This is a genomic window from Vibrio sp. 1751 (genome assembly GCF_033339895.1).
In the GTDB taxonomy this organism is placed as follows: domain Bacteria; phylum Pseudomonadota; class Gammaproteobacteria; order Enterobacterales; family Vibrionaceae; genus Vibrio; species Vibrio alginolyticus.
The window spans coordinates 88,541-109,056 of the sequence record NZ_JAWOVM010000003.1 but is presented as its reverse complement, the minus strand read 5'-3'; the positions used below and the strand labels follow the sequence as shown (position 1 = coordinate 109,056).

The following is a 20,516-nucleotide window of genomic DNA, read 5'->3' as shown; positions in this document are numbered from 1 at the left end:
TAACACAAGTTCATTAATCTTTTGGTGGCGCGGGTGCCAGTACTTCGCGGTTACCGTTATGACCCGGAGCACTTACGATGCCCTGCGCTTCAAGCTGCTCTACAATACGGGCGGCACGGTTGTAACCTATCTTAAATCGGCGCTGAACACCGGAAACCGAACCTCGACGTGATTGAACCACGTGCTCAACAACTTGATCGAAGAGCGGGTCTACATCTTCATCCGCTTCCATTTGCTCACCTGGCAATAGACTTTCTGGAGTTTGATCTCCACTGATGATCTCTTCAATGTAGTTCGGTTTACCACGCGCTTTCCAGTTGTTTACAACAGCATGAACATCATCATCTGATGCAAATGCACCGTGAACACGAGTTGTATGACTTGACCCCGGCGGTAGATACAACATATCACCCATACCAAGTAGTGATTCTGCGCCGCCTTGATCTAGGATTGTACGAGAGTCCGTTTTAGTCGATACCGTAAACGCAACACGAGTCGGAATGTTCGCTTTAATTAGACCGGTAATAACATCAACCGATGGACGCTGAGTCGCAAGAATTAAGTGAATACCTGCCGCACGCGCTTTTTGCGCCAAGCGAGCAATCAGTTCTTCAACTTTCTTACCTACCACCATCATTAGGTCAGCAAATTCGTCAACAACAACGACGATGTAAGGCAGCTTTTCTAGCAATGGCGGTTCAGTATCCATACTGTCGCCTTCTTGCCAGAACGGGTCATGGATTGGGTGGCCCGCTTCTGCTGCCATCTTCAATTTTTCGTTGAAGCCCTTCACATTACGTACACCTAATGCCGACATCAATTTGTAACGACGTTCCATCTCGCCCACACACCAACGTAGAGCATTTGATGCGTCTTTCATATCAGTCACAACTTCAGAAAGAAGATGAGGGATACCTTCATAAATAGAAAGCTCTAGCATTTTCGGGTCAATCATGATGAAGCGTACATCTTCTGGGCCTGCTTTATACAGCATGCTCAAAATCATCACGTTCACACCTACCGACTTACCAGAACCTGTTGTACCTGCTACTAGCACGTGTGGCATCTTCGCAAGATCTGCCACCACAGCTTCGCCCGCAATGTCTTGACCTAACACAACCGTTGTTGGTGACGTTGCTTGCTCAAACTGAGGGCTACTGATGACATCAGATAAATAGACCGTCTGACGACTCATGTTTGGCAGTTCCAAACCGATGTAAGGCTTGCCAGGGATTACTTCCACAACACGTACCGCCATCGCAGACAATGCACGCGCTAAGTCAGTTGAAAGACCAGAAATACGACTTACTTTCACCCCCGGCGCCAAATCAAGCTCAAAACGAGTGATCACTGGACCAGGATAAATACCAACCACATCGGCTTTGATTTTGTAGTCAGCGAGTTTGCTCTCTACCAATCGAGCGACCTGCTCTAGCGCATCACGGTCGATAAAGTTTTCACGTTTTTCTGGATGATAAAGCAACTCGAGCGTTGGGAGTGGCTCTTCCGGAACTGGCAAGTTTTCTTCTTTCTGTACCAAAAATGGGTTCTGTGTTGCAGCGACTTTGGCTTGCGCATTGGAAACCATATCTTGGAATGCGGTAACGTCTTGGTCGTTGTCTTGGACCTCTTCTACTTCCACTTTTTGAGGTGCAGGTTCAAATGTTGTTGAAGGTGTTGCTGCTTGCTGATGAGGCGTTGTTGGCTGTACTTGCTGTGCAGGCTGAGACTCCACTTCGTCTTCATCATCTAACACATCAAAGTCAGAGATCGTAGGCTCAATATGTTGGCTCGACTCTGTTTGAGCCGTGATGCTATCTAATACAGCAGAATCAATTGCAGGCTCTTCATGTACAGGATGCTCAATACTTGGCTGCTGTACTTGCTCTGCTTCAAATTGTTCGTACTCCGCATAATCTGGTTCAACACTGATCGGTTCTTCTGTAGCTGTATGTGGCTCTACATAGGAAGAGTAAGTGTCTGCAAATGATGGGGCTGCCTGTTCTTCAGTTCCCCAGTCATCTGCTTGTTGCGCCGCTGCTTCAAGCTCTTCTATCGTAACATTCAGTTGCTTGGTGCGTTCCAAGAGCGGATCAACGTTATCAGTGTTAACCGTATGGATAGGTTGTGTTTGAGGCTCAGGTTCAGCATAAACTGGCGCAGCATTAACCGTAGCCTTGCGTTGTGGTGGCGTCGGTTCTACCATCGCCTGTTCCGCAGGCTTATCAGGTTTAGCTTGCGGCATATAAATAGGATACTCATGCGTTGGCGCCGATTCTTTCGGTTCATCGACGTCGTATGCCGTTAAATGAGGAAGCGGCTCATCATCAATTTCATGGTCTACATTATGTTTAGGCGTAGAGACTTTATCTTCTACAAACTCATCAAGCTGAGGTTCTAAAACTTCCTGCTCTGAACCTCTTGCCTTATTTGCAAGCGCGGCAATTAGTGCTAATGCACGATCACCAAGCCATTCCACGATGTTAAGCCATGAGATGCCAGTGAAGAGCGTAAAGCCCGCTCCCCACAAGAACAGCAGTACCAATGTGGTACCGAGTACATTCAATGTAGGTAAAGCGAGGCTAGACAACACATCCCCGACCACACCTCCGGATGAAAAATACCAAATGTCATCAAAATTAATATCGGCAAGACCGCAACTGGTCATAATAAGGACGACAAGACCGAGCAGCCTTGTACCCCATAGCATGAAATCAATTGGCTCATCTTCTCCTCGTTTACGGCAAATCACCCATGCAGCCGCCGCTAGCAAGAAAGGGATTGGGTAAGCGAGAGAGCCAAATGTGAAGAATAGAGTATCGGCTAGCCAAGCGCCGAAAAGGCCACCAGCATTATCGATATCCCCTCCCCATGCGGTTTGGGACCAAGAAGGATCGGCCGGACTGAAGGTAAATAGTGCAACCGCAAGCAATACCGAGCTAAGAACGCCAACGATAAAGCAGCACTCTTTTAAGCGTTGGAAGCCATTTAAGCGTGAAGACTGGGGCTCTTCACTGGTTTTGATAATGGTTTCGACTTTCTTTGCGTTCTCTTTGAACATAAATCAACTTGAATATGGAAATGAAATAGGAAATTGCAAAACATTCCGAGCGGCATCAAGCCGCTCGGTAAATTGATTTAACCATATCAAGGAGAAAAACCCAATTACTCTCTGGCGAAAGCGGAAGCATATACCGCTTTCTTTGCAAGAAATTAACGAGTTTTGATCACAAGCTGGTTAGATTGTTTCACTTCTTCCATAACAACGTATGTGCGAGTGTCATTTACGCCAGGTAGACGTAGTAACGTATCGCCCAATAGTCGGCGGTAAGCACCCATATCTGATACACGGGTTTTAAGAAGATAGTCAAAGTCACCTGAAACAAGATGACACTCTTGTATGTCGTCTAGCTTTTGAACAGCTGAGTTAAACTGCTCAAACACATCCGGCGCACCACGGTTTAGCGTAATCTCAACGAATACTAATAGTGATGCATCCAGGAACTGCGGATTCAATAATGCAGTATACCCTGTGATATAACCCTGACGCTCTAAGCGACGCACACGCTCCAAACATGGCGTTGGAGAAAGTCCCACACGTTTTGAAAGCTCAACGTTTGAAATACGACCGTCTTTCTGCAGCTCATTAAGAATGTTGCGGTCGATACGGTCTAGTTCCTTGGACGGCTTTTTATAGTTGTCTGCCATTTTTTATTCCACCTTATTACTTCCTTGCAAAAAAATATACTACAACTTTTTAATATTTGGTGCCAAATTTTACAAATCTATAACTATACTAGTTATTAATTCGACAATAACACCCTACTAACAGTTAATACAACCATTATAGAAAGAGGATACAGGATGATCATTGGCGTACCTAAGGAAATCAAGAATCACGAATATCGTGTTGGTATGATCCCAGCTAGCGTGAGAGAACTCATCTCACATGGTCACCAAGTTTTAGTTGAGACCAATGCAGGTGCCGGCATTGGTTTTTCAGACGATGATTACATCGCTGTCGGCGCATCCATTCTCCCTCATGCTGCTGACGTATTTGCGCAAGCAGACATGATTGTAAAAGTAAAAGAACCCCAAGCAGTAGAGAGAGCGATGCTCCGCGAAGGGCAAATTTTATTTACTTATTTACACCTAGCACCAGATTTTCCACAAACTGATGAGCTAATCAAGAGCAAAGCTGTCTGTATAGCCTATGAGACTGTAACAGATAATATGGGTCGTTTGCCACTGTTAGCACCAATGTCAGAAGTGGCAGGTCGGATGTCTATCCAAGCTGGCGCGCAAACGTTGGAAAAATCGCACGGCGGTCGTGGTCTGCTCCTAGGCGGCGTACCTGGTGTTGAACCTGCAAAAGTCGTTATCGTTGGTGGTGGCGTTGTTGGTGCAAACGCTGCTCGTATGGCGGTTGGCCTTCGCGCTGACGTCACCATTCTAGACCGTAACGTAGACACACTTCGTAAGCTTGACGAAGAATTCCAAGGTCGCGCAAAAGTGGTTTATTCTACTGAAGACGCTATCGAGAAGCATGTTCTAGAAGCGGACCTTGTTATCGGTGCCGTTCTAATTCCTGGCGCAGCAGCACCTAAACTGGTCACTAAAGAGCACATTGCTAAGATGAAGCCTGGTGCGGCAGTGGTTGACGTGGCAATTGACCAAGGCGGTTGTTTCGAAACTTCGCACGCGACAACTCACGCAGATCCAACTTACATCGTTGATGAAGTGGTTCACTACTGTGTAGCAAATATGCCTGGCGCAGTTGCTCGCACTTCAACATTTGCACTCAACAACGCTACACTTCCATACATCGTGAAGTTAGCAAATAAAGGCTACCGCGAAGCACTTCTAGAAGATAAAGGCTTCCTTGAAGGTCTAAACGTTATTCACGGAAAAGTAACGTGTAAAGAAGTAGCAGAAAGCTTTGACTTGGAATACGTTGAACCAACTCAAGCTATCGCTATGTTTAATTAATGACAAAATAAAACATAACTTGTCACGTTTTGTTTACAAAAGCCCACTCATAAGTGGGCTTTTTCATATAGAGCGTTTGGCTATAAAGAATAACTAAATCTTATATGCACAAATTAAAATATTTCTAGGCGTGACCGATTTAGGGCAAAACTCTGACAATCTAACACGGTAACCACGTTCTTCAAGATAAAGCACTTTGTCTAATGCGAGCCAGACCTCCAACGGACGTTGAAAAACAAGTTGCACTAAGCTCATTCTCTCCATTTGCCAGAAGCGTTGTTCGCTTAACTTTTCAAAATGAGAGAAATCGATTTCTTGAGGAAGAACAATGCCTTTTTGCTCCGCTGCCCAGCGACATAAAGATTCAAAACCATCACTTAATTGCGACTTACGGATACTCGGCACAGGCTGATACTCTGCCATTCCCAAAGTTTGTCGCGTGATCAAATCAAACCCAAGACGAAACATCATTTCCTGCTGACGATGACGACGCACGCGCTCTCCTCCTGTCACCGTTTGTTGTAATGGGATACGCAGTTCTTGCTTAGACAATGAGAGAGAAGAAGCCCTGCCCGATTCCGACATCGGCTGGTATTGTTCCGACTGAATCAAGTGGTAACAACAAGGTGATATGGTCATCGCAGCAATCCCATTTTCACTGCCGTACTGCATTAGACGAACGTGAAGGTCACCGCATGCATGCAGTGCTACTGCGTGTTGCGTTGGCTTAAACACGGCTTTCGCTTTACTATCAAACGCGTCGCCTTGAATAAACGTCATCTTCCAATGATGTTCATTGGCTGCTTGTTGCCCCGAATCGCACAGTGCTTGTTGGTATTCAAAGCTGGTTACAGGCTGATCGGTTTGTGTTGTCAGGATTCGCCCCAAGTAACCTTTACCTGAGCACCATTCTAGCCATTCTTCGCCACAGTGTTGTTGAATTGCAGCTTCACCCATCGAGCTAATTTGCTCCAACTTACGTCCCGGAATACCGTTATCTAAACCACGAGCGAGTTCCAAGCCGTTTAACGACAAAAGCTCTAAATGAGTCAGTTCTGCGAGTTGTTCAAGCTCAGGCAAAAACGGACTAAGTGCTTTTAACGCGAGTTCTGGTGCTGCTTTGTATTCTTCGATTTGAGAGGGAGTAAGAGACGCTAGCCATTGGCACAGTCGAGGATGTTGCTCCTGCCAAGGTAATGATGTGTGAATACTGCTTTTAAAAGGCTCGAATCGCCACAAAGATTGGTTTTCGATTAAGCAGTCATTAATAAACTGAAATTGCGTTTTCATAGCTCCCCCTACAACGAGCGCATTGTAGAGGGAATCGAAACATCAATGAAGTGTTATCTGACCGGAAGATCGATGTCTTTAAACATCTCTTCGATTTCTGCATTAGACTTCAACGAAATCGCCTGCTCAACCACTGGACGCGTTAAGTGCGGTGCAAAACGCTCCATAAAATCGAACATGTAAGAGCGTAAGAATGTACCACGGCGGAAGCCGATGCTCGTGGTGCTCGCGCCAAACAAATGGCTCGCATCTATTGCAATCAAGTCACCGTCCTGCTCTTCATCCACAGCCATGCTTGCAATCACACCCACACCAATACCCATACGAACGTAAGTTTTAATGACGTCTGCATCAGTTGCCGTGAACACCACTCGCGGGGTTAAACCTTCGCGGTTGAATGCTGTATCCAGCTCTGAACGACCAGTAAAACCGAACACGTAAGTGACTAATGGGTAAGCGGCAAGATCACTGATCGTTACTTTGTCTTTCTTCGCTAGTGGGTGGTCTTTAGGCACAACTATTGAACGATTCCAGTGATAACAAGGCAGCATGATGGCATCTTGATATAAGTGAAGAGCTTCTGTCGCAATCGCAAAATTCGCAGTGCCTTTAGCTATCGCCTCAGACATTTGTGATGGTGTACCTTGGTGCATGTGTAACGACACTTTTGGATAACGAGAAGTAAAACCTTTGATGACATCTGGCAGTGCATAACGAGCCTGCGTATGTGTCGTGGTGATATTCAGCGTCCCCATTTCTGGATGGGTGTGCTCTCCAGCCACCGCTTTGATACTTTCTACACGAGCGAGAATTTCTTGAGAGATACGTACAATTTCTTCTCCAGCTGGCGTCACTTGCGTTAAGTGCTTACCGCTACGTTCAAAAATCTGAATGCCTAACTCATCTTCCAGCAACCGAACCTGTTTACTGATACCTGGCTGAGAGGTATATAAGCTTTCCGCCGTTGCAGATACATTCAGATTATGGTTTACAACCTCAACAATATACTTCAGCTGCTGCAGTTTCATCGTAATCCCTTACTTATTCATGAGAGAGTTTATTGGCCACTCAAGCGAGCGATATAATAATTAGTTATAACGCGTTCAAATCGAAATGAACAGCAATTTCTAACTTATACCTCAATCACATACTAATAATCTTCAAGCAAGAAACAATATGCACAAAGTTGAGCCAATAAATGACCGAAGTTCTATGATGTGACTTCTATCAGTAACTAAAACGTGGGAGAGACAAAATAATCAAACAAATAAGGTGCCGAGTAAGATAAGATTCATGTATTCTTTAACGCTAGCCGCAGAAAAGTAAAGCAGACGCAAAGATATGAATATTGGTTTAATAATCGCTTTGGTAGCCATCCTACTGGTGTTAATCCTAGGCTATAACATTATGTTGCAATATAAGGTTAAAGTTGAAACCGCAAAAAGGCAGGAATCAGCACGATATGTAGCCTTGATAGATGGTACTGAAGAGTTGATTGGTCATGCGCACCATATCCCTTTTAGTAAAGAGCTGTTGCTGTGTCTAAACAATCGTATTCTTGACGCGCTAGAGAGCATGCATGAGCTGGATCCGAAGAACAAGCAACTTGCTCAACGTATCGAAAATATGAAGCAGCAGATTACGCAGCTAAAAGAGAATGGTCCTACTGGCGAGAGTACCACTTTCAAGATGCCGAGTAGTGATAAACAAGCTATCGTCATGCTTAAGCTGGTCAAACGACTTCGCGACACTATCCGTAACGAGCACAACAAAGGCCGATTGGATACCCAGACTTACGTCACTGAAAATGCGCGCTTGGAAACGATGCAAATTCGCATCAACATTGAAAATGTCATCAAAAGAGCAAACGACTCTATCGCTCGTGGCCAACCAGGCACCGCGCTTCAACTGCTGCGTAAAGGTATCGATGCTTTGAGCACTAAGAGCGATCCTTATTCTATTCAAGCGAAACAAAAGCTTGAAGAGATGTTGGGTGACTTAGATAAAAAGCGCCAAGATAAAAGCGATGCTGAAATGCAGCAGATTGCTGACAAAGAGCGTGACAATGACATGGAAGCACTCTTCGGCGAGAAGAAAAAGTGGTAACATTCACTTCAGGTCAAGAAAGGCTGCAATTGCAGCCTTTTTTCTATCCGCAAGACAACGGATATGCCCAATAAAAATGTGAAGTACTAAAACTAAAATGATGAATCTAGACGCCTATCAAGATCTTCTTGCTCCCATTAACCAATTTCTGCAATGCAGTACACCTGATGAATGGGTAGAGGAAGCAAAGAAACCAGAGAACCTTCAAACCATTTTGTTAGACCACCTACTGTGCGAACTAAAAGCTGGCCAATCTGCCATGTTTTTAATTCGTAAGTATGCCGTTGATCAATCCAGTTCACATGCTCTACTTGACTGGTTTAAGCCCTACGAAGATTTTGCTTACCGTAACGTAGGCTCATTGGAAACTTTAAAAGGCAAGAGCAATATTTCTAAGGCAATCATGGCTAAGTCCGACTCACCATATAGCCAAGATTTGATCGATAAGATGGTGCTTTTGATAAAAGAGGAGTTACACCACTTTTATCAAGTTTTAGAGATCATGGAAAGTCGTGGAATTGAGTACAAAAATATTCCAGCAAGTCGTTATGCTAAAGGACTGATTTCGCATATGAAGACTCATGAGCCGGAAACGCTGATCGATAAACTCATCATTGGTGCGTACATCGAAGCTCGATCTTGTGAGCGTTTTGCCAAACTAGCACCACATATGGATGACGATATCGCAAAGTTCTACATTTCTTTATTACGTTCAGAAGCACGCCATTACCAGGATTATCTTGTATTAGCGGAGCAAATCGCAGGCAAAGATATCAGCGAGCGCATCGCCTACTTTGGACGTATAGAGGCAGATTTAATTTCTACGCCAGATACAGATTTTAAGTTTCACAGTGGTATCCCAGCCTAGCGAGCATATTCTCCCAAGGTTGAGCATACTCTGAACTTATATAGACAGAGAATAAATAAGCCGGACATTTCGTCCGGCTTATTTATTGTAGCAATGAGGTTAGGAATAAAGCTGAAACACAACAACTAGAGCTGGAATGAACCCATTCGAGTTTTCAAGTTGTGCGCTAGGCTACTAATCTGCTGACAAGCCACAGCCGTTTGTGAAGCTCCCTCAGCCATCTCTGTTGAAGCACTATTAATATGCTCCACACTGCGATTCAGCTCTTCGGATACAGAATTCTGCTCACTGCACGCCGTTGCGATTTGTGTGCTCATTTGCGCTATGTTATCGACAGAATGTTCAATTTCTTTTATCTGGCTATCAGCGTCATTAACTTGCTCAACACACTGAGAAATACCCTCCTGACAATCACGGCTTGAATGCCCTATTTTACTGCTGCTCTCTTGTAGCTGATTAACAATTTCCACAATTTGTGAAGTGGAGTCTTGAGTGCGTTGCGCCAGAGAACGAACCTCATCTGCCACAACAGCAAACCCACGTCCTTGTTCACCAGCCCGAGCGGCTTCAATTGCGGCGTTCAGTGCTAACAAGTTTGTTTGCTCGGCAATCCCGCGGATCACATCGACGACCACATTGATATTGTTTGAGCTCGATTCAAGCTCACGTGCCAGTTCATCTGATTCTTGGATCGTATGTGATACACGCTCAATTACTGCGATAGTTTGTTGTAACGTCGCCGTTCCTTGCTTTGCCACTTCCGCAGCCGAATAAGCAGAGGTTGCGCCAACTTCGGTATTTTGTGCCACTTCACTTACAGCAGCTTGCATCTCTGTCATCGCAGAAGCCACCGAGCTAAGTTCAATTTGTTGATTTTGCATACCAGAGGCGGTCTGAGAAGAAATAGCACTCACTTCCTCTACTGCTGCCGTTAGCTGAATCGTTGAGTCATTAATCTCAGAAACCAGCGAATGTAAGTTTGTTTGCATACCGACAAGCTCTTTAAGCAACGTTCCTAACTCGTCTTTGCTCAATTCACTTTCGTCGATTTGATTATTCAATTGACCCTTGGCGATTTTAGAAGCGAATTCCAATGCTCGATCAACAGGCCCGCAAATGACTCGAGAAAGCAGCATGGCAGACATTACCATGACCAATGCGACGACGAGCGCACCAACAGCAGCGCTGTATTGTGTAAATGCCGCTTCACTTTGTACTTCTTCACCAATCAAATTCACCAACTCATCGTTCAACGCGAGGGTATCATCCAAGCTGCTCAACGCTTTTGAGTAGGTATCGAAACTCGATAAAATCACATCATTTGCACTTTCAGCATCACCTTGGCTTAGCAGTGCGTTGTAAGTCTTCGTTTCTTTGATGTATTGATTCCAAGTTTCTTTAAAAACGCTAAAAGACTGCGTTTCACGCTTATTAAGGTCGAGCTTTTCGTATTCTGCAATACCAGCCTGCACATCAGAACGCCATTGGTCGAGGCCTTTTAACCACTCACCAATTTTGGGGTGATTTGCGTTTGGCAATAAAGAGAACTCATCTTTACGCACTTTAGTAATATCAACTTGGATACCTTTCAAAATCGCAACAGAAGGTAAACTTTTATCTGTTAACACTGAGATGTCTTTATTCAGTGTTAACAAACCTTGCACCAACATTACTGACACTAAACCAAACACGGCAAAAACGGTTAAATAACTAACCGATATTTTCTTTACGACACTTAAGTCTTTAATACGCATGCACTTTCTCCCCGCAGCCTTTCCAAACCTCTCACTTAAGTGAAAGCTTAACCTCTAAAACACACTGTTTTTTCGCTCGATATCATTGAACGTTCTTATATACATCGGCTTGAGAGATCAAATCTTGACCAGTAATTGATAGTTTTATCACATGCTATTTTAGAGATAGGCTCGTATGCTCCTTATTGTGTCTACATCTTTTCATGAGCGCTTCTCGGCGCAGATCCAAGATCTCATCGATGAGCTTTTCTTTCGCGTTTATCCCAAAATGCTGGGCATAATTTTTTACTTTTGCTATCTCATTAGGCTGCAAGCGGTACACCTCTTTCTTTAAACGCGCTTCTGCTTCACTTCTAATCAGACCTTGCTCTTGTAACAATTTAATGATGGTTTCATCGGTTGGATTTACTGCTCTAGCCATGGTGCTCCATCTATCAATTTGAGTTCTAGCCATATGGCTAGATGAATGACGCCGCACAACTTATAGAGCAAAGATGACAGCTTGATTGCAGTGAATGCAATTCGTTGACTGTTGGTATTATTTTCCACCGCTTCAACGGCAACACACTCAATACCTCCACCCTCACCATTGAATAAAGATCACATTCTGATAACAATTTTCAACACTGGCTTAGATGTCATCCATATTTAACGTGCAAGTAACATTTATAAACAAGAATGATTACTCTAGTTCAAATGATGGAAAAATAAGATGAAATTTTCGCAGTGGAGCCTTTTATTAAGTAGCTTGATAGCGTTACCCAGCATTGCAGATACCGACGTTTACCTAACGAATAACTCTGATCAACCGTTAACTATTCAAGTAAAACATGAAGGTAGTGATTTGCTTCAATACGGAGACGAGTGGCAACAACATGTGCAGGTACTTGGTCCGTGGGAAACTAAATCTGTATTAAGCTTCAACCGCTGGGAGGGCGTGAAATCAAATCAAACTTACCGTTTTGAAACGGTGGTTTCTAGCCCCGAAGGTGAAAGCATAACACTCAATCAAATAATGGAAGGCCATTGGTACAATTCGACCATTGAATACGGCTTATCCGCAGCCGATGTCGAGTTATCTCTCAAAGATGATCGTAACATTCATCGTGCCAACACTAACGCTTTTGGTACGAGAGAAACCGAACTGGCATTTAAGTCAGACAGTACCGCTCGATATGATGATCTTTACTACACCATCACGCCAAGCAAGGTAGCGGAGTCTGTCGACAACGAAGAACAAAACCTTAAGTTGATGACTTATAACATCTGGGCGTTGACGGCTATTGCATCGCACATTGGAGATCGTTACGAACTGATTCCTCAACATGTAAAAGGTTACGATGTTTTGGCGCTGCAAGAGGTGTTTGCCAGCGGCCGTGAAGCATTCTTACGTGAGTTAGCCAAGGAATATCCTTACCAAACAAAGATGTTAGATAAAGAAGGCGTTAATATTCATGATGGTGGCGTAATCATAGTTAGTCGCTACCCTATCGTGAATGAAGCGCAATATGTCTTTCCCGATTGCTCTGGTACAGACTGCTTTGCCGATAAAGGCGTAAATTATGCGGAAATAATTAAAGGTGGTCAGGCTTACCATGTGTTTGCTACCCATACCACATCTTTCGATACAGACACCGCCCGTGAGTATCGTCAGCGCCAGTTCAAACAAATCCGCGCACTCGCCCAATCTCTTGACATTCCTTCAAGCGAAACTGTGGTATACAGCGGCGACTTTAACGTCAACAAAAGAAAGTTCCCTGGTGACTACCAACAAATGATCGCTAACTTAAGTGCCATAGAGCCTCACTACTCTGGTTACACGGAGTCAACCTTTGATCCCCGTATCAATAACTTCGCAGGTGAAGCGTTATCAGGTGGCGAAAACGTGGAATACCTTGACTATGTTATGGTGAGTAGTGAATACGGGGTGAAATCATTCAATGACAACCGTGTAGACGTGCCGCGCACAACCGCAGAGAGTTTATGGAAACACTATAACCTTTCTGACCATTTCCCAGTAAGCGCAACAATCAAGCCATGAAGAAAATCGCTTTGATAATCATGTCCGCCATTATGGCGGGCATGATATTTTTAACTTTCAATCACGATGTTCAAAAAAAAGAGCTCGCTTCCTCTCCTTCCCCTAAGACAAAAAATCAGAGTGTCTCCAGTACATCACCACAAACAAGCAGCATCGTGCCCGATACGGATACTTCACCACAAACAGCTAACCTCCCTTCCACAGTTCAAATAACGACTGAGCGATTAACTCAACTCAAAGGCAGGAAACTTGTCGCTGAACTTGAGACGTTTTGGCATGAGTGTATGTTGAACCGTAGTTGTGAAGAGCAGATCGCCTTGTTTGAGGCGCATTTATCTTCAGCTCGATTCCAGCTTTTGGCGAACTACCCTCAGCTCAGCAGCCAATGGCAAGAGAGTGTAGGAAATTTGTTATTTGATAAGCAACAATCACTGGCGTCGCGTATTGCACAGCTGAAGAACGAAGCAAGAAGCATCTGGGGAGAATTGGCTGATGTTGTTTTCGCGGATGAGTTCGCGCTGTACGATTTCAACTTAGAAGCCCAAAAGCTGGACACTCAAAGCCCAGATAACTTTTTGCGAGCTTTCGAGCAACTCACCATTGACTGGCAAGAACATGCAGGTGCTATCGGGCTAACAAGCGACCAGGAAAAATATGAGCGTGCGGTCACCCTGATTCCTAATAGTATGAGCCTACCAGATCGCTTGGCGCTCATCGCAGAGCTAGAACGAACTTACTTAACGAAAGAAGAAAGTAAAAACATTCATGCTCGTCAGCAGCAAATTACAGAGCAAAAAAAACAAGTCAAAGATTACCAACAAGCATTACAACAACTTGAGTCCAAGCTAAGAACGCAAAGAGCTTCTAGCCATTCAAATTTGTCAGAACCGGAATGGCAAAGCTATTACCAACAAGAAGTCGCGGATTTTCGTCGTGAATTTTTTTCTTCTTAACAATGCGCTTTGACTGACTGGGAACTTAAAAAGGCACGTTGCTAACCAGCCGTCGTGCCTTATGTTCAACTCTCTACTTTTAATTCAGAACAAATTTAAACCAAATACATCTTTCACATCAAATAGCACTTTTTCGGTTTTCTCGCGAGAACGCTCACTACCTTGTTTTAAAATATCAATCAGCTGCGCTTTATCATTCAAATACATAGCGCGCTTTTCTCGAATAGGGCGAAGCATCTCTTGTAAGCATTCTTCTAACACTTTCTTGGTCAAACCATCACCTAACCCACCTCGTCGATAATGGTCTTTTAGCTGTTCGACATAATTTTTATCAGGATGAAAAGCATCGAGGTAGATGAATACAATATTCCCTTCGACTTGGCCTGGGTCCTCAATTTTCAGATGATTGGGATCGGTATACATAGATTTCACCGCCGCAGAAATCTCCTTTTCAGACGTCCCTAGGTTGATTGCATTCCCCATGCTTTTAGACATCTTATTTTTGCCATCAGTACTCGGCAAACGAGGTGCATCACTAAGTAATGGACGGCATTCCCTAAGAACCTCTTTTCCACCCAGGTGGTTTATTTTTCTCACGATTTCATTAGTTTGCTCTAACATCGGCAGCTGGTCATCACCCACTGGTACTAGCGTCGCATGAAACCCCGTAATATCAGCAGCTTGAGAAATTGGATACGTTAAAAAGCCTGCGGGAATAGAGCGTTCAAAGCCTTTACTTTGAATCTCATTTTTAACCGTGGGGTTTCGCTCTAATCGTGCGATAGAAACAAGATTACTGTAATACATTGTCAACTCGGCTAACGCTGGAATTTGAGACTGCAACGTGATCGTAGTTTGAGCGGGGTTGATACCAACAGCCAAATAATCTGCAACGACATTGAGAATATTAGAGGATACCTTTGATGGGTTATGCGCGTTATCCGTCAGCCCTTGCATGTCCGCAACCAAGATCGTTTGCTCGTGCTCCGTTTGCAATTTGACTCGTTGTTGCAATGAACCAATATAGTGCCCGAGGTGTAATGGACCTGTTGCTCGATCTCCGGTAAGTATAATTTCACGCTGAGATGTATTTTTATGGGTATTCATATTTGTCTCCAAGTAATTAATAGATCGCTACTGGAGATAAAAAGATCAAACACTCTTAGCTACCATCCAGCAGCTTAAGAATGTAAGTATTCCGCGCCGCTCTATTTAGAGCGCCACCAAGAGAAGGTTGTTAATGAAGGGCGAACGTGTATTTTCATGTTTTTTAAACTAACAGCACATACCGCAGAACTCAATCTGTTTTGTACTGAATTAGAGTGAGTGTTCCAACAGCCAATTAAGAGGATTACATTGGTAAAGACATCGCAATGACCAAAACCGCACCAAATACCGAACCAGAGACAAACGCACACAGTACAGTTTTGTTGTGTTTCCTTTTCATTGATGAACTCCTATCCATAACTACGATGACCAGCCCTCACATCTAATACGCATGTGGATGCATCACGACAACGAGTTAATCAACATATCGCACGTAGGACCAGTACCGCTTTGTTAAATTGGGACCTCGTCCATAACTTGGAGTGTAAATGACTCCGGAACCTACAACAGAAGAAAATTTCATCACGTTACTGTCCTACCCTCCGGGTTTGTGGCTTAATAGGCAACAGGAACACTTTTTTCTTTTGCTGCGGATACTTACATGGAAGCTGTTTTACATCAGTTGCAATTCTCTTTGTCGATAACCGGACCTATCTGTTTGATGTTGGTACTTGGCGTTCTTTTTAAGCGCTTTGGTCTAATCAACGATAATTTTATCGAAGTAGGCTCTAAACTGGTGTTTCAAGTTACCTTGCCTGCAATGTTATTTGTCAGCATTGTGGCTTCAGAACACGACTTTTCCGCGGCAAGTGGATTCGTCAATTTCGGCGTCATCGCTAGTATTTCGTTTTTCATTTTCACCTATCTTTCCGTCAAACTTCTATTCAAAGCATCGCCTGACCAAGGCGTTCTCATCCAAGGTGGGTTCCGAGCAAATACAGGTATTATTGGTATCGCTTACGTTGCCAATGCGTATGGTTCTCAAGGTGTGGCGTTAGCGGCTCTCTATGTCGCGGTCACCACATTTATTTATAACGTCCAAGCGGTAATTTGCTTATCTCCCAAAGGAGCAACGTCTGCCTCGCAAGCAGCAAAGATGATGGGCCGAACACTGACTAGGAATCCACTCATAATCTCCATTGTTCTAGGAATGGCTTTTTATTTACTCGCTATTCCAGTACCGAATGTGGTTATTGACGCAGGAGACTACTTGTCCAAAATGACATTGCCTTTGGCGCTGTTGTGTACGGGTGGCTCACTTGACTTTAGCTTGATGAGAAAAGAGAAAGGTCCATCTTGGTTTGCGAGCAGTTACAAGCTCATCGTAGCGCCAGTCATCATCACCATGGGAGCTTACTTAGTAGGATTTCGAGGAATTGAGCTAGGTATTCTTTTCTTTATGAACGCCTCTCCAGTCGCTGCTGCCAGCTATGTCATGGCGCGCTCCATGGGAGGCAATGCCACGTTAGCTGCAAATATCATCGCACTCACTACGGTGCTTTCTACCGTGACCTGTACGTTGGGCATCCTATTTCTTAAGTTCTACAACTTAATATAATTGGCCAGCGATAAAATAAAGACGCTAGACGGCATTGATGTAAGTTACTGGTCGTGATTCGCAAAAGTGAGCTTTCTTACCAGACGAAAAAATTCAGTCGCTTCAGATTCCGACAAACAAGAAAAAAACTCTTTCTGTAAATTCGTCATGATTTGATGAACTTGCTTTAAAGCATTTGCCCCCTCTTTTGTCATGCTTAGCATTTTAAGGCGCTGATTCGATTTACTTTTAGAAACTTGAACAAACCCTCTCTTTTCCAGATTGTCCACCATCCGCTTTGCTACACTTCGCTCAGTTCGAACCGCATCAGCTAACGCTTGCTGGCTCATAGGTTGAAATTCTTCTAAAGCGGCCAGTGCACTTGCCATTTCTAGTGTCATCAAATTTTGCCGAGAGAGCTCGGCTTGGGCACGATTGCGGTACATGCGCTGCATCACACCGCAGACAAACATAGGGCTTTGATCCAAAACGGAAATTGGGGAAATTTTCTGATCTTTCATCGTCGTTTTTCTTCTTTAGGCTTTCATTCGGTCGAAAAGGCTGTGCTGATACTGCACACAACACGCCGTCTTTCAGGCTCGCGTCATAGACGGTAACCACCAAGTGAAAACATAAAATAAAGAGCGCCGAAGCGCCCTTTAATTGTGTTAATTATCACTAGTATAACTCAGTTAAAACAACCAAGTCCTACTCGCTTTGCTGACTGGGTTTAGTGCTGGTCTCAGACAACTCTGCCTCCGACTCTTTTCTCGCACGTCGATCAAACAATCGCTCAACCACTACAAAGAAGATTGGGACGAAGAATATACCCAATATCGTGGCACTGATCATGCCACCAAGTACGCCGGTACCTACTGCGTTTTGACCTGCCGATCCCACACCTGAACTGATAGCAAGTGGTACCACACCCAAACCAAAAGCAAGCGATGTCATGATAATTGGGCGCAGACGAACACGAACGGCATGCAGGGTTGCTTCGATAAGCCCAGCGCCTTTCTCGTAGTAGTCCTTTGCAAACTCAACAATCAGAATGGCGTTTTTGGTTGCCAAGCCGACCGTCGTTAATAAGCTCACCTGGAAGAACACATCGTTATCCATACTGCGCGTCATTACCGCAAGCACAGCACCAAGCACACCAAGAGGAACAACTAACACCACGGCGAAAGGTACTGACCAACTTTCATACAAAGCGGCAAGAACTAAGAATACGACGAGGATAGATAGCGCATATAGCATTGGCGCTTGGTTTCCGGAAAGGCGCTCTTCATACGAAATACCATTCCAGTTCACCGTGAAACCTTCTGGTAGCTTTTCTACCATTGCTTCAATTTCTTCCATGGCTTCACCAGTACTTACACCAGGAGCTGCACCGCCTTGAATATTCATTGCTGGCAAACCATCAAAGCGCTGCAAAAGAGGAGAACCATAGGTCCACTCGCCACTCGCAAAAGCAGAGAAAGGCACCATCTCTCCCTTAGCGTTGCGTACGTACCATGAATCGAAGTCTTTTGGCTGCATGCGGTATTCCGCATCACTTTGCACCATCACTTTCTTCACACGACCGCGGTCAATATAATCGTTAATGTAAGCCCCGCCCCATGCAGCTGACAGGATTTGGTTTACGTCATTGATACTGACATCCAAAGCACGAAGTTTAACGTGGTCAATGTTCACTTTGTACATTGGCGCATCTGCCTGACCGTTTGGACGAACACCGACAAGTTTCGGGTTTTGTGCAGCCATGCCCAGAAGTTGCCCTTGAGCCGCAACTAATGCATCGTGCCCTTTATTCAACGAGTCTTGGAGATAGAAATCGAAACCTGTCGAGTTACCTAGCTCTTGAATCGCTGGAGGGGCGAACGCAAACACCAAAGCTTCTTTAATGGTAGAGAAGTACCCCATCGCTCGACCAGTAATGGAAGCGGCATCGGCGCCAGGCGCTTCACGCTCAGACCAATCTTTCAGGCCGATAAATGCCATCCCCATGTTTTGGCCTTGACCTGCGAAACTAAATCCAGCAACGGAGAAGACGGATTTTACATTGTCTTTTTCGTCTACTAGGTAAAAGTCACGCATTTTCTCAAGTGTTTTTTCCGTCTGTTCTTGTGTTGAGTTAGGCGGCAAAATAGCCATTGAGAATACTGTGCCTTGGTCTTCATCTGGCAAAAATGACGTTGGAAGGTTCATAAATAACCAGCCAGCACCTGCACTCATTGCCAAAAATACAACCAACATGCGACCTGTGCGTTTTAGAAGTTTGGCAACGCCGGTTTCATAGCCTGCTGTCATCGCATCAAACTTGCGGTTAAACCAGCCAAAGAAGCCTTTCTTCTCTAGAAGCTCAGCATCGCCTTTTTTCAGCAACGTAGCACACAATGCTGGAGTCAGAATTATCGCAACCAAAACGGAAAGCGTCATAGCCGCCACAATAGTTATTGAAAACTGACGGTAAATAACCCCGGTAGAACCAGACATAAACGCCATAGGGACGAATACCGCTGAAAGCGTCAAACCGACACCAATCAGGGCACCAGTAATCTGTCCCATCGATTTTTTGGTCGCTTCTTTGGGCTCTAAACCATCTTCATGCATCACACGCTCGACGTTTTCTACCACAACGATGGCATCATCCACCAGCAAACCGATAGCCAGAACCATCGCGAACATGGTTAACGTGTTTACGCTAAATCCAGTCGCGTACAAAATAGCGAAGGTTCCGAGCAATACGACAGGCACTGCGATCGTTGGAATGATCGTCGCACGGAAGTTCTGCAAGAACAGGTACATGATTAAGAACACAAGAAGAATGGCTTCTAATAGCGTTTTAACCACTTCTTGAATCGAGGCTTTGACGAATGGCGTTGTTTCAAATGGGTAAGCAATCTGCAACCCTTCTGGGAACGTTGCACTCAGTTGCTCTAAGCGCTCTTTTACCGCATTGGCGGTCTCAAGCGCGTTTGCGCCAGTACCTAATGAAATACCTAACCCCGATGCTGGGAAGCCATTATATTGGCCTCGAATATCATAACTTTCTGCACCACGCTCAACGCGAGCTACATCTTTCAAATAAACATTCGAACCACTGGCGTCGGACTTAAGAATGATGTCTTGGAACTCTTCTACACTGCTCAAACGACTTGCAGAAGAAATCGTAGCATTCAACAACTGACCTTCCTGCGCAGGTGCCGCACCAAGTTGACCTGAAGAAACTTGCGCGTTCTGTTCACTGATTGCATTTGCTACGTCGATCGCGGTCAAGTTGAACTGCGTAAGCTTAAATGGATCTAGCCAAACTCGCATCGCATACTGCGCACCAAACGCCTGCACTTGTCCTACGCCAGTTACACGACTTATCGGGTCTTGAATATTCGTTACAACAAAGTCGCCGATATCGTTTTCTGTAAAGTCAGGATCTTCAGAATAAACTGCGACAACCATGAGAAATGCCGTATTGGATTTATTGACGACAATACCTTGGTTTTGTACCTCCATCGGCAATGAAGTCAATGCCAATTGCAGTTTGTTCTGCACCTGTACTTGCGCGATATCAGGATCAGCTTCGCTATCAAACGTCAGGGTAATTGTCGCATTACCAAATGCATCACTGCTCGATGATAGGTAGCGAAGGTAATCTAATCCTGTCATGTTTTGCTCGATAACCTGCGTTACCGAGTCTTCAACGGTTTTTGCTGATGCACCTGGATAGCGAGCACTGATGGTGATCGTCGTCGGTGAAATCGTTGGGTATTGCGAGACGGGTAAATTGAATAATGACATTACCCCCGCCAACATCGTTAGAATCGCGAGAACCCAAGCAAATACCGGACGATCGATAAAAAATCGTGCCATG

Annotated in this window: 15 protein-coding genes; 6 read left to right on the top strand and 9 right to left on the bottom strand. The window is 44.6% G+C overall.

The features are described from left to right. Positions 1-13: 13 nt before the first annotated feature. Positions 14-3,061, bottom strand: a complete 3,048-nt coding sequence (locus R7041_RS02405) for a DNA translocase FtsK 4TM domain-containing protein (RefSeq protein ID WP_064368025.1) — start codon at positions 3,059-3,061, stop codon at positions 14-16. A gap of 152 nt (positions 3,062-3,213) precedes the next feature. Continuing rightward, entirely contained in the window at positions 3,214-3,708 is a 495-nt protein-coding gene (gene lrp, locus R7041_RS02400) for a leucine-responsive transcriptional regulator Lrp (RefSeq protein ID WP_005378234.1), read from the bottom strand. A gap of 156 nt (positions 3,709-3,864) precedes the next feature. Between lrp and ald the strand changes: the two genes are divergently transcribed. Beyond that, entirely contained in the window at positions 3,865-4,989 is a 1,125-nt protein-coding gene (gene ald, locus R7041_RS02395) for an alanine dehydrogenase (RefSeq protein WP_005378241.1), read from the top strand. 93 nt (positions 4,990-5,082) lie between these two features. On the opposite strand, the gene R7041_RS02390 is transcribed toward ald, so the two are convergent. Continuing rightward, positions 5,083-6,279, bottom strand: coding sequence for a methyltransferase (locus R7041_RS02390; RefSeq protein ID WP_206949115.1), 1,197 nt, complete (start codon positions 6,277-6,279; stop codon positions 5,083-5,085). Between the two features lie 53 nt (positions 6,280-6,332). Further along, on the bottom strand, positions 6,333-7,307 hold the full coding sequence (gene cysB / locus R7041_RS02385) for an HTH-type transcriptional regulator CysB (protein WP_005378244.1): 975 nt from the start codon (positions 7,305-7,307) through the stop codon (positions 6,333-6,335). 313 nt (positions 7,308-7,620) lie between these two features. Between cysB and R7041_RS02380 the strand changes: the two genes are divergently transcribed. After that, positions 7,621-8,385, top strand: coding sequence for a hypothetical protein (locus R7041_RS02380; protein WP_005378247.1), 765 nt, complete (start codon positions 7,621-7,623; stop codon positions 8,383-8,385). A gap of 97 nt (positions 8,386-8,482) precedes the next feature. After that, positions 8,483-9,253, top strand: coding sequence for a tRNA isopentenyl-2-thiomethyl-A-37 hydroxylase MiaE (gene miaE, locus R7041_RS02375; protein WP_047100806.1), 771 nt, complete (start codon positions 8,483-8,485; stop codon positions 9,251-9,253). Positions 9,254-9,378: 125 nt separating this feature from the next. Here the strand turns inward: miaE and R7041_RS02370 are convergent, their stop codons facing one another. Next, positions 9,379-11,007 carry a methyl-accepting chemotaxis protein gene (locus tag R7041_RS02370; protein WP_047100808.1) on the bottom strand — a complete coding sequence of 543 codons (1,629 nt, stop codon included), beginning with the start codon at positions 11,005-11,007 and terminating at the stop codon, positions 9,379-9,381. 154 nt (positions 11,008-11,161) lie between these two features. Next, positions 11,162-11,428, bottom strand: coding sequence for a hypothetical protein (locus tag R7041_RS02365; protein WP_025766895.1), 267 nt, complete (start codon positions 11,426-11,428; stop codon positions 11,162-11,164). A 291-nt stretch (positions 11,429-11,719) separates the two neighbouring features. Here R7041_RS02365 and R7041_RS02360 point away from each other — a divergent pair, with 291 nt between their 5' ends. After that, positions 11,720-13,048: a sphingomyelin phosphodiesterase gene (locus tag R7041_RS02360; protein ID WP_318114508.1), complete on the top strand. Its 1,329-nt coding sequence runs from the start codon at positions 11,720-11,722 to the stop codon at positions 13,046-13,048. Then, positions 13,045-14,001, top strand: a complete 957-nt coding sequence (locus R7041_RS02355) for a hypothetical protein (RefSeq protein ID WP_047100813.1) — start codon at positions 13,045-13,047, stop codon at positions 13,999-14,001. The genes R7041_RS02360 and R7041_RS02355 overlap by 4 nt, the downstream gene beginning before the upstream one ends. An 84-nt stretch (positions 14,002-14,085) precedes the next feature. On the opposite strand, the gene trpS is transcribed toward R7041_RS02355, so the two are convergent. Then, entirely contained in the window at positions 14,086-15,108 is a 1,023-nt protein-coding gene (gene trpS / locus R7041_RS02350; RefSeq protein WP_053303220.1) for a tryptophan--tRNA ligase, read from the bottom strand. 601 nt (positions 15,109-15,709) lie between these two features. Between trpS and R7041_RS02345 the strand changes: the two genes are divergently transcribed. Beyond that, positions 15,710-16,666 (top strand): AEC family transporter, encoded by a 957-nt coding sequence (locus R7041_RS02345; RefSeq protein ID WP_005388415.1) that lies wholly within the window; start codon positions 15,710-15,712, stop codon positions 16,664-16,666. A gap of 44 nt (positions 16,667-16,710) precedes the next feature. Here R7041_RS02345 and R7041_RS02340 read toward each other — a convergent pair whose 3' ends face one another. Further along, entirely contained in the window at positions 16,711-17,166 is a 456-nt protein-coding gene (locus tag R7041_RS02340) for a MarR family winged helix-turn-helix transcriptional regulator (RefSeq protein ID WP_115385858.1), read from the bottom strand. 187 nt (positions 17,167-17,353) lie between these two features. Then, the gene (locus tag R7041_RS02335; RefSeq protein WP_054577971.1) at positions 17,354-20,515 is read right to left on the bottom strand and encodes an efflux RND transporter permease subunit; all 3,162 of its coding nucleotides are present in this window, start codon (positions 20,513-20,515) and stop codon (positions 17,354-17,356) included. Between the last annotated feature and the right edge of the window lies 1 nt (position 20,516).

Bases quoted from the DNA above. Each gene is read 5' to 3' on its own strand.
- ald (WP_005378241.1), top strand. From the start codon at position 3,865: ATGATCATTGGCGTACCTAAGGAAATCAAGAATCACGAATATCGTGTT.
- R7041_RS02355 (WP_047100813.1), top strand. From the start codon at position 13,045: ATGAAGAAAATCGCTTTGATAATCATGTCCGCCATTATGGCGGGCATG.
- R7041_RS02340 (WP_115385858.1), bottom strand. From the start codon at position 17,166: ATGAAAGATCAGAAAATTTCCCCAATTTCCGTTTTGGATCAAAGCCCT.
- R7041_RS02405 (WP_064368025.1), bottom strand. From the start codon at position 3,061: ATGTTCAAAGAGAACGCAAAGAAAGTCGAAACCATTATCAAAACCAGT.
- cysB (WP_005378244.1), bottom strand. From the start codon at position 7,307: ATGAAACTGCAGCAGCTGAAGTATATTGTTGAGGTTGTAAACCATAAT.
- miaE (WP_047100806.1), top strand. From the start codon at position 8,483: ATGATGAATCTAGACGCCTATCAAGATCTTCTTGCTCCCATTAACCAA.
- R7041_RS02360 (WP_318114508.1), top strand. From the start codon at position 11,720: ATGAAATTTTCGCAGTGGAGCCTTTTATTAAGTAGCTTGATAGCGTTA.
- R7041_RS02335 (WP_054577971.1), bottom strand. From the start codon at position 20,515: ATGGCACGATTTTTTATCGATCGTCCGGTATTTGCTTGGGTTCTCGCG.
- R7041_RS02365 (WP_025766895.1), bottom strand. From the start codon at position 11,428: ATGGCTAGAGCAGTAAATCCAACCGATGAAACCATCATTAAATTGTTA.
- R7041_RS02390 (WP_206949115.1), bottom strand. From the start codon at position 6,279: ATGAAAACGCAATTTCAGTTTATTAATGACTGCTTAATCGAAAACCAA.
- trpS (WP_053303220.1), bottom strand. From the start codon at position 15,108: ATGAATACCCATAAAAATACATCTCAGCGTGAAATTATACTTACCGGA.
- R7041_RS02370 (WP_047100808.1), bottom strand. From the start codon at position 11,007: ATGCGTATTAAAGACTTAAGTGTCGTAAAGAAAATATCGGTTAGTTAT.
- lrp (WP_005378234.1), bottom strand. From the start codon at position 3,708: ATGGCAGACAACTATAAAAAGCCGTCCAAGGAACTAGACCGTATCGAC.
- R7041_RS02380 (WP_005378247.1), top strand. From the start codon at position 7,621: ATGAATATTGGTTTAATAATCGCTTTGGTAGCCATCCTACTGGTGTTA.
- R7041_RS02345 (WP_005388415.1), top strand. From the start codon at position 15,710: ATGGAAGCTGTTTTACATCAGTTGCAATTCTCTTTGTCGATAACCGGA.